Here is an 8,535-nt window from a genome sequence, read left to right on the forward strand (position 1 = left end):
TCCATGGCCCTGCAACTGAGTTTTGCCCAGGCCAGTGCCACCGGCCCGCGCGCGGAGAATCAGGACGCCTTGCGTCTGGTCACGCCCGCTCCGGCGCTGGCAGCGAGCAAAGGTTATCTGTTCGCCATCGCCGACGGTGTCAGCCAATGCGCCGATGGCGGACTCGCTGCACGCTCGACCTTGCAGGCCCTGGCGCTCGACTATTACGCCACACCGCAAACCTGGGGCGTGGCGCAGGCACTTGAGCGCTTGCTGATTGCGCAGAATCGTTGGTTGCAAGCCAACGGCGGTGGGCAACCGCTGCTCACCACAGTCAGCGCTTTGGTCATGCGTGGCCGGCGCTTTACCCTCGCCCATGTCGGCGATTGCCGGGTCTATCGCTGGCAGGCCGACCGCTTGCAGCGCATCTCCCAGGATCACGTCTGGGAGCAGCCGGGCATGCAGCACGTACTCAAGCGTGCGCTGGGGCTGGATCAGCATCTGGTGCTGGATTTCCTTGATGGTGAGCTGCGCGCGGGCGAGTGTTTCGTGCTGCTCAGCGATGGCGTGTGGTCGACCCTGAGCGATACCGCGATTGCGGCCATTCTGCGCGACCAGCCGGGTCTCGACAGCGCCGTACAGACGCTGGTCAACGCCGCGCTCCTGGCGGGCAGTCAGGACAACGCCAGTGCTTTGCTGGTGCGGGTCGATGCCGTCGGTGAGGCGAGCATCGGTGACGCATTGATTCATTTGCAGCAATGGCCACTGCCGCCGCCGTTGAAAAACGGGCAGATGTTCGAAGGCTGGCAGGTGCAAGGCGTTGTCGGCAAGAGCCAGCAATCGCTGCTCTATCGAGTCATTGATGGGCAAGGTCGGCGCTGGTTGCTGAAAACCCTGCCGGCGCGTCTGGCCGATGATCCCCAGGCCGGGCAGGCCTTGCTCTCGGAAGAATGGTTCCTCAAACGTGTCGCCGGCAGACATTTTCCCGAAATCCATGCCGGCCATCAGCGTCAGCATTTGTACTACGTGATGCGGGAATATGCCGGGACGACGCTGGCGCAGTTGTTTCAACAAAACGCTCCACTGCCCCTGGCGCAATGGCAAGACATTGCCGAGCGCTTGTTGCGGACGGTGGGGCTGCTGCATCGGCGGCAGATCCTGCACCGCGACATCAAGCCGGAGAATCTGCATCTGGGCGACGACGGGGAATTGCGGCTGCTGGATTTCGGTCTGGCGTATTGTCCGGGGCTTTCGCAGGACACGCCTGCCACATTGCCCGGCACACCGAGCTACCTCGCCCCGGAAGCCTTTCGCGGCGACCCACCGAGTGCGCAACAGGATCTGTACGCGGTAGGCGTGACGCTCTATTTTCTGCTGACGGGGCACTTTCCCTATGGCGAGGTCGAAGCCTTCCAGCGGCCACGATTCGGCGTGCCGGTGAGTGCCGGTCGCTACCGCCCGGACGTACCGGAATGGGTCGCACAAAGCCTGGAGCGCGGTGTGGCTGGCGACCCGCAACAACGATTTGAAACAGCGCAAGAATGGTTATTGGTGTTGGAACAAGCGGAACGACGCAGCCTCAGCGTGCGGCCCAGGCCTTTATTGGAGCGTGAGCCTTTGAAGGTCTGGCGGACGATGGCGTTGCTGGCCTTGTTGGGGAATCTGGTGCTGCTGGTTTTGTTGTTTCACAGTTGAGACCGCGAAAGCGTCGGCCAGGCCAGCGCAAATTCATCAGCCAAACGCTCCACGAACGAGCAACCCGCATCGATTCGGTGCAAAAAACCGGCAGTAACATACGGTTTCCCCCAATAAACCCGGCAATGCATCACTTGGCACAACCACTGCATTGCTCCGTTCACCACACATAAAGCCCAACCTTCAACGACGAAGGCCCGGCTTCCCGAGAGAACGGGACCAGGACAAAGGCGTCCTCGCTAGGCAACTAGCGGGACGCCTTTTTTTTGTTTGCGCAAAATTTGTCGAGCAACGCCTGACTGCCCACAAGAGGCCAGCCGAAGCTCCCCGGAGAACCTGATGAAAAAACTCAAACTGGTGATGATCGGCAATGGCATGGCCGGCGTCCGCACCCTGGAAGAACTGCTCAAACTGAGCAACGAGCTGTACGACATCACGGTCTTCGGCGCCGAGCCGCACACCAACTACAACCGCATCCTGCTGTCCCCGGTGCTGGCCGGCGAGCAAACGTTCGAAGAGATCGTGCTCAACGACCTCGACTGGTACCTGGAAAACAACATCAAGTTATTGCTCAACCGCAAAGTGGTGGAGATCGACCGGGTCAAACGCCGGGTGATCGCCGAGGACGGCACCGAAGCCGAATACGATCGCCTGCTGATTGCCACCGGCTCGACGCCGTTCATCCTGCCGATTCCCGGCAACAACTTGCAGGGTGTGATCGGTTACCGTGACATCGCCGACACCCAGGCGATGATCGACACCGCGAAAACCCACAAACACGCCGTCGTCATCGGCGGTGGCCTGCTGGGCCTCGAAGCCGCCAACGGCCTGATGCTGCGTGGCATGCACGTCACCGTGGTGCACATCGGCGAATGGCTGCTGGAGCGGCAACTGGACAAAACCAGCGGCCAACTGCTGCAAACCGCCCTCGAATCCCGTGGCCTGCATTTCCGCCTGTGCGAACAGACCCAGGCCCTGCACGACGCCGGCAATGGCCGCGTCGGCTCGGTGCAGTTCAAGAACGGCGACATCATCCCCGCCGATCTGGTGGTCATGGCCGCCGGCATCCGCCCCAATACAGAACTCGCGGAAAAGGCCGGCATCCCATGCAACCGCGGAATTGTGGTCAACGACACCCTGCAAACCTATGACCCGCGCATCTACGCCATCGGCGAGTGCGCCAGCCATCGCGGCATTGCTTATGGCCTGGTCGCGCCGCTTTTCGAGCAAGCCAAGGTTTGCGCCAACCACCTCGCGCAACTGGGCTTCGCGCGCTATCAAGGGTCGGTGACCTCGACCAAACTCAAAGTCACCGGCATCGACCTGTTTTCCGCCGGCGACTTCATGGGCGGCGAAGGCACCGAAACCATCACCCTCTCCGACCCGATCGGCGGGGTGTACAAGAAACTGGTGATCAAGGATGACGTGCTGGTCGGCGCCTGTCTGTACGGCGATACGGCAGATGGCGGTTGGTATTTCCGGCAGATTCGTGAGAATCACGCCATCGGCGAGATCCGCGATCACCTGATGTTCGGTGAAAACGCCTTGGGCGATGTAGGACATCAGGGCCAGGACAAAGCCATGTCCATGGCCGACACCGCCGAAGTCTGCGGCTGCAACGGCGTATGCAAAGGCACCATCGTCAAGGCGATTCAGGAACACGGCCTGTTCAGCGTCGATGAAGTGAAGAAGCACACCAAGGCTGCCAGTTCCTGCGGCTCCTGCGCCGGGCTGGTCGAGCAGATCCTGATCAACACCGTCGGCGGCGCGGCCGACGTCAAACCGAAAAGCGAAAAAGCCATCTGCGGTTGCAGCGACCTCAACCACGGGCAGATTCGTCAGGCGATCCGCGAACAACATCTGCTGACCATCGCCGGCACCATGAGCTACCTCAACTGGCGCACCCCGAATGGCTGCGCCACCTGCCGTCCGGCGCTGAACTATTACCTGATTTCCACCTGGCCCGGCGAAGCCAAGGACGACCCGCAATCGCGCCTGATCAACGAACGCGCCCACGCCAACATTCAAAAGGACGGCACCTATTCGGTGGTGCCACGGATGTGGGGCGGCGTGACCAACCCGTCGGAGTTGAGACGAATTGCCGATGTCGCCGACAAGTACAACGTGCCGATGGTCAAAGTGACCGGCGGCCAGCGCATCGACTTGCTGGGCATCAAAAAGCAGGATCTGCCGGGCGTCTGGAAAGACCTCGACATGCCGTCCGGCCACGCCTACGGCAAATCCATCCGCACGGTAAAAACTTGCGTCGGTAGCGAGTTCTGTCGGTTCGGCACGCAAAACTCGACACAACTGGGCATCGAGCTGGAACACGACCTGTTCAACATGTGGTCACCGCACAAAGTGAAACTGGCCGTCTCCGGATGCCCACGCAACTGCTCGGAAGCGGGGATCAAGGACGTAGGAATCATCGGCGTCGATTCCGGCTGGGAGATGTACATCGGTGGCAACGGCGGGATCAAAACCGAAGTCGCCGAGTTCTTCGTCAAGCTCAAAACCGCTGAAGAAGTCCGCGAATACAACGGCGCATTCCTGCAGCTCTATCGCGAAGAAGCGTTCTATCTGGAACGCACCGTGCACTACCTGCAACGGGTCGGCATGGAGCACATCAAGAAAGCCGTACTGGAAGATCCCGAGCGTCGCAAAGCGCTGAACGAACGCCTGCAATTCTCCCTGTCATTCGAACAGGACCCGTGGAAAGAGCGCCTGGCGCAGCCGCAACTGAAAAAAGAATTCGATGTGATCCCCGTGAAAAACCTGGAGGTACCGGCATGAACTGGCTCGATATCTGCGCCCTCGATGAGATCAACGCCCTCGGTTCACGGATCATTACCGGGCCTAAAGGCGACATTGCGATTTTTCGTACAAGTGACGATGAGGTTTTCGCCCTCGACGACCGCTGCCCGCACAAGGGCGGGCCGTTGTCCCAGGGTTTGATCTACGGCAAACGCGTGGCCTGCCCGCTGCACAACTGGCAAATCGACTTGCAAACGGGCGAGGCACAAGCCCCGGACGTCGGCTGCGCCCACCATCACCCGGCGCGGATCGAAAATGGTCGCGTGCAACTGGCCCTGCGGGACGCCGTCTGATGAATCGCCAGACGAGCGCCTCGACCTGCTGTTATTGCGGAGTCGGCTGCGGCGTGCTGATCGAGCATGACGGCGAGCGCATTCTCGGCGTCAGCGGCGATCCGGCGCACCCAGCCAACTTCGGCAAACTGTGCAGCAAAGGCTCGACCTTGCACCTGACCGGCGACCTCGCGGCCCGGGCGCTGTACCCGGAACTGCGCCTGGCCAAAGGTTTGGCCCGCAGCCGCACTGATTGGGATACGGCGCTGGAACACGCCGCCAACGTGTTCGCCGATACCATCACCGAGCATGGCCCGGACAGCGTGGCGTTCTATATTTCCGGGCAACTGCTGACCGAGGATTATTACGCCTTCAACAAACTGGCGCGGGCGCTGGTCGGCACCAACAACATCGACAGCAATTCTCGACTGTGCATGTCGTCGGCAGTGGTCGGCTACAAACGCAGTCTCGGTGCCGATGCACCGCCGTGCAGCTACGAGGATCTGGAACTCAGCGATTGCGTGATGATCGTCGGCAGTAACATGGCCTACGCCCATCCGGTACTTTTCCGGCGACTGGAAGAAGCCAAATCCCGCCGCCCATCGATGAAAGTCATCGTGATTGATCCTCGCCGCACCGATACCTGCGATCTGGCAGATCTGCATCTGGCAATTTTGCCCGGCACCGATGTCGCTTTGTTCCATGGGATTTTGCATCTGTTGTTGTGGGAAGACTGGATCGACCGTGACTTCATCAACGCCCACACCGAGGGCCTGACGGCGCTGAAAAGCCTGGTGCGCGATTACACCCCGCCGATGGTGTCGCAGTTGTGCGGGATCAGTGTCGAGCAGTTGCAGCAATGTGCTGAATGGGTGGGCACTTCGCCGAGCTTCCTGTCGTTGTGGTGCATGGGTTTGAACCAGTCCACCGCCGGCAGCGCCAAGAACAGTGCACTGATTAATCTGCATCTGGCTACCGGACAAATCGGCCGTCCCGGCGCAGGACCTTTCTCCCTTACCGGTCAGCCGAATGCCATGGGTGGGCGGGAAACCGGCAGTCTGTCCAACCTATTGCCCGGCCATCGTGACGCAGGCAATCCGGAGCATCGCGCCGAGGTAGCGGCTTATTGGGGGGTGGAACGGTTGCCCGAAACCACTGGACTGAGCGCCATCGAACTGTTCGAGCAAGTACGCAGCGGCAAGATCAAGGCGTTGTGGATTGCCTGCACCAACCCTGCGCAATCGATGCCGGATCAAAGTGCCGTGCGTGCAGCACTGCAAGCCTGTCCGTTCGTGGTGTTGCAGGAAGCCTTTCGCACCACCGAAACCGCTGCGTTTGCTGACTTGCTGTTGCCCGCCGCCAGTTGGGGCGAAAAGGAAGGGTCGGTCACCAATTCCGAGCGGCGAATTTCCCACGTTCGCCAAGCGGTAGTCGCACCGGGCGAAGCGCGTCCAGACTGGGCGATCACGGTGGACTTCGCACAGCGTCTGGAGAAACGTCTGCGTCTTGATCAGCCAAGTCTGTTTGCCTTCGATCAACCCGCGCAGTTGTTCGATGAATACAAACTGCTGACGCGCGGGCGTGACCTGGATTTGTCGGGGATCAGCCATGCCTTGATCGACGAGATAGGCCCCCAGCAGTGGCCCTTCCCCTCCGGAGCCAGGCAAGGCACCCCACGCTTGTACGGCGACGGTATTTTTCCTACGGCAAACGGGCGTGCGCAGTTCATTGCCGACCCCTATCGCGCCGCCAAGGAACCGCGCGATGCACGTTTTCCACTGACGCTGATCACCGGTCGCCTGCGCGATCAATGGCACGGCATGAGCCGCACCGGCACCGCGGCGCAATTGTTCGGCCATGTCAGCGAAGCGGTATTGAGTCTGCACCCCGACGAGTTGCGCCGGCATCGCTTGCAGCCCGGGGATCTGGTCAACCTGAAAAGTCGTCGAGGGGCTGTGATCGTCGCGCTAAGCAGCGATGACAGTGTGCGTCCAGGTCAGGCATTTTTGCCGATGCATTGGGGCGATCGCTTTCTCAAGGGTGGCGTGAACACGCTGACACTGAGCGCCTTCGACCCCCTGTCCAGGCAGCCGGAACTCAAACACAGCGGAGTGCGCGTGGAATCGGTGAACTTGCCATGGCGGCTATTCGCCCTCATTGAGGGCGATGTACAACGGCATTTCGAGACCCTAAGACCACTCTGCGAGGCATTTTCCTACGTAAGTCTCAGCCTTGTCGGACGTGAACGATCGGCATTGCTGATACGCGCCGCCAGCAGCGAGGCGCCAGATCCGCAATTACTGCGTGAGATTGACCAATGCCTGTCGCTTATCGACGGGCCCGTACTGGCCTACGACGACCCACGTCGCGCCATTGGCAAACGCGTGAGAATCGAAAACGGCCGGATCACTGCGATTCGGCTGGCCGGTGAGACCCTCGCACAGCACTGGCTGCAGGGCCTATGGCTGGAAGGCCGCGCGGACGAACAACTGCGTCGCTGGCTACTGGCGCCAATGAGCGCACCACCCGGTAGCGCCGAAGCACAAATCGCCCCGGATAAAACCTTGTGCAACTGCGAAAACGTCAGCCTCAACGCAGTCTGCGCCGGTATTCGTCAGGGTCTGGATCTGCAAGGGCTGAAAAACCAACTGGGCTGCGGCACGCAATGCGGCTCCTGCGTTGCGGAAATAAAACGCTTGCTGGCCGCCGATGTGCAGCCAGTCGCGACCATCGGATGAGGAAAACACCATGAATGCAAAAGTCTGGCTGGTGGGCGCGGGCCCCGGAGACCCGGAACTGCTGACCCTCAAAGCGGTACGCGCCTTGCGCGAAGCCGATGTGGTGCTGATCGATGATCTGGTCAACGACGCAGTGCTGGAACACTGCCCCACCGCGCGGATTATTGCGGTGGGAAAACGCGGTGGGTGCCGCTCGACACCGCAGGCGTTCATCCATCGGTTGATGCTGCGCTATGCCCGCCACGGTAAATGCGTCGTGCGGCTCAAGGGCGGTGATCCGTGCATTTTCGGGCGTGGCGGCGAAGAAGCGCTGTGGTTGCGCGAGCGTGGCGTCGAAGTCGAGTGGGTCAACGGCATCACTGCCGGGCTGGCCGGAGCGACGCAGTGTGATATTCCTCTCACATTGCGGGGTGTCGCTCGCGGTGTGACGCTGGTGACCGCACACACTCAGGACGACAGCCAATTGAACTGGCAGGCGCTGGCGCAGGGCGGCACAACCCTGGTGATCTACATGGGGGTGGCCAAGCTAGTCGAGATCCGCGATCAACTGTTGGCAGGCGGGATGGCGGCGGATACGCCGGTGGCAATGATCGAAAATGCGTCGTTGCCGGAGCAGCGCGAATGCCGGAGCAATCTGACGTCAATGAGTGACGATGCTTGCAGGTTTGAACTCAAGAGCCCTGCCATTCTGGTGATCGGTGCAGTGGCGGCTGTTGTTGAAGATCAAAAGATCGCAGCCTGTGGCAGCTCTGCATAGGGGCCGCGTGCGTCTCGTAAGGCCAAATCACAGGCAAAGAAAAGCCCGGCATAAGCCGGGCTTTTCTCAGAGCGGCAGCTAATTACTTAGCTTGAGCTTCAACCTGCGCTTCTACGCGACGGTTTACAGCGCGGCCAGCTTCAGTTTTGTTGTCAGCAACTGGGCGGGATTCGCCGTAGCCAACAGACTGAACGCGGGACGATTCAACACCGTACTGGTTGGACAGAACTTCCTTAACGGCGTTTGCACGACGCTCGGACAGTTTCTGGTTGTAAGCGTC

General features: G+C 60.7%; 6 protein-coding genes. 5 read left to right on the forward strand and 1 reads right to left on the reverse strand.

The window, feature by feature from the left end:
- The first annotated feature begins 3 nt into the window (after positions 1–3).
- The 5 genes from ACIOWA_RS14170 (at position 4) to cobA (ending at position 8,255) form a co-directional block, all read left to right on the forward strand.
- Positions 4–1,674: a protein kinase gene (locus ACIOWA_RS14170; protein ID WP_401160348.1), complete on the forward strand. Its 1,671-nt coding sequence runs from the start codon at positions 4–6 to the stop codon at positions 1,672–1,674.
- 339 nt (positions 1,675–2,013) lie between these two features.
- Entirely contained in the window at positions 2,014–4,467 is a 2,454-nt protein-coding gene (gene nirB, locus ACIOWA_RS14175; RefSeq protein WP_339432471.1) for a nitrite reductase large subunit NirB, read from the forward strand.
- Entirely contained in the window at positions 4,464–4,781 is a 318-nt protein-coding gene (nirD, locus tag ACIOWA_RS14180; protein ID WP_339432472.1) for a nitrite reductase small subunit NirD, read from the forward strand. The genes nirB and nirD overlap by 4 nt, the downstream gene beginning before the upstream one ends.
- Positions 4,781–7,498, forward strand: coding sequence for a molybdopterin-dependent oxidoreductase (locus ACIOWA_RS14185; protein WP_339538546.1), 2,718 nt, complete (start codon positions 4,781–4,783; stop codon positions 7,496–7,498). Before nirD ends, ACIOWA_RS14185 begins: the two co-directional genes overlap by 1 nt.
- 10 nt (positions 7,499–7,508) lie before the next feature.
- Entirely contained in the window at positions 7,509–8,255 is a 747-nt protein-coding gene (cobA, locus tag ACIOWA_RS14190) for a uroporphyrinogen-III C-methyltransferase (RefSeq protein ID WP_339464971.1), read from the forward strand.
- An 82-nt stretch (positions 8,256–8,337) separates the two neighbouring features.
- Here the strand turns inward: cobA and ACIOWA_RS14195 are convergent.
- The coding region (locus ACIOWA_RS14195) for an OmpA family protein (RefSeq protein ID WP_401160351.1) at positions 8,338–8,535 on the reverse strand (198 nt) is incomplete at its 5' end.

It is taken from the genome of Pseudomonas sp. NPDC087614 (assembly GCF_044743485.1).
Lineage (GTDB): Bacteria > Pseudomonadota > Gammaproteobacteria > Pseudomonadales > Pseudomonadaceae > Aquipseudomonas > Aquipseudomonas baetica_A.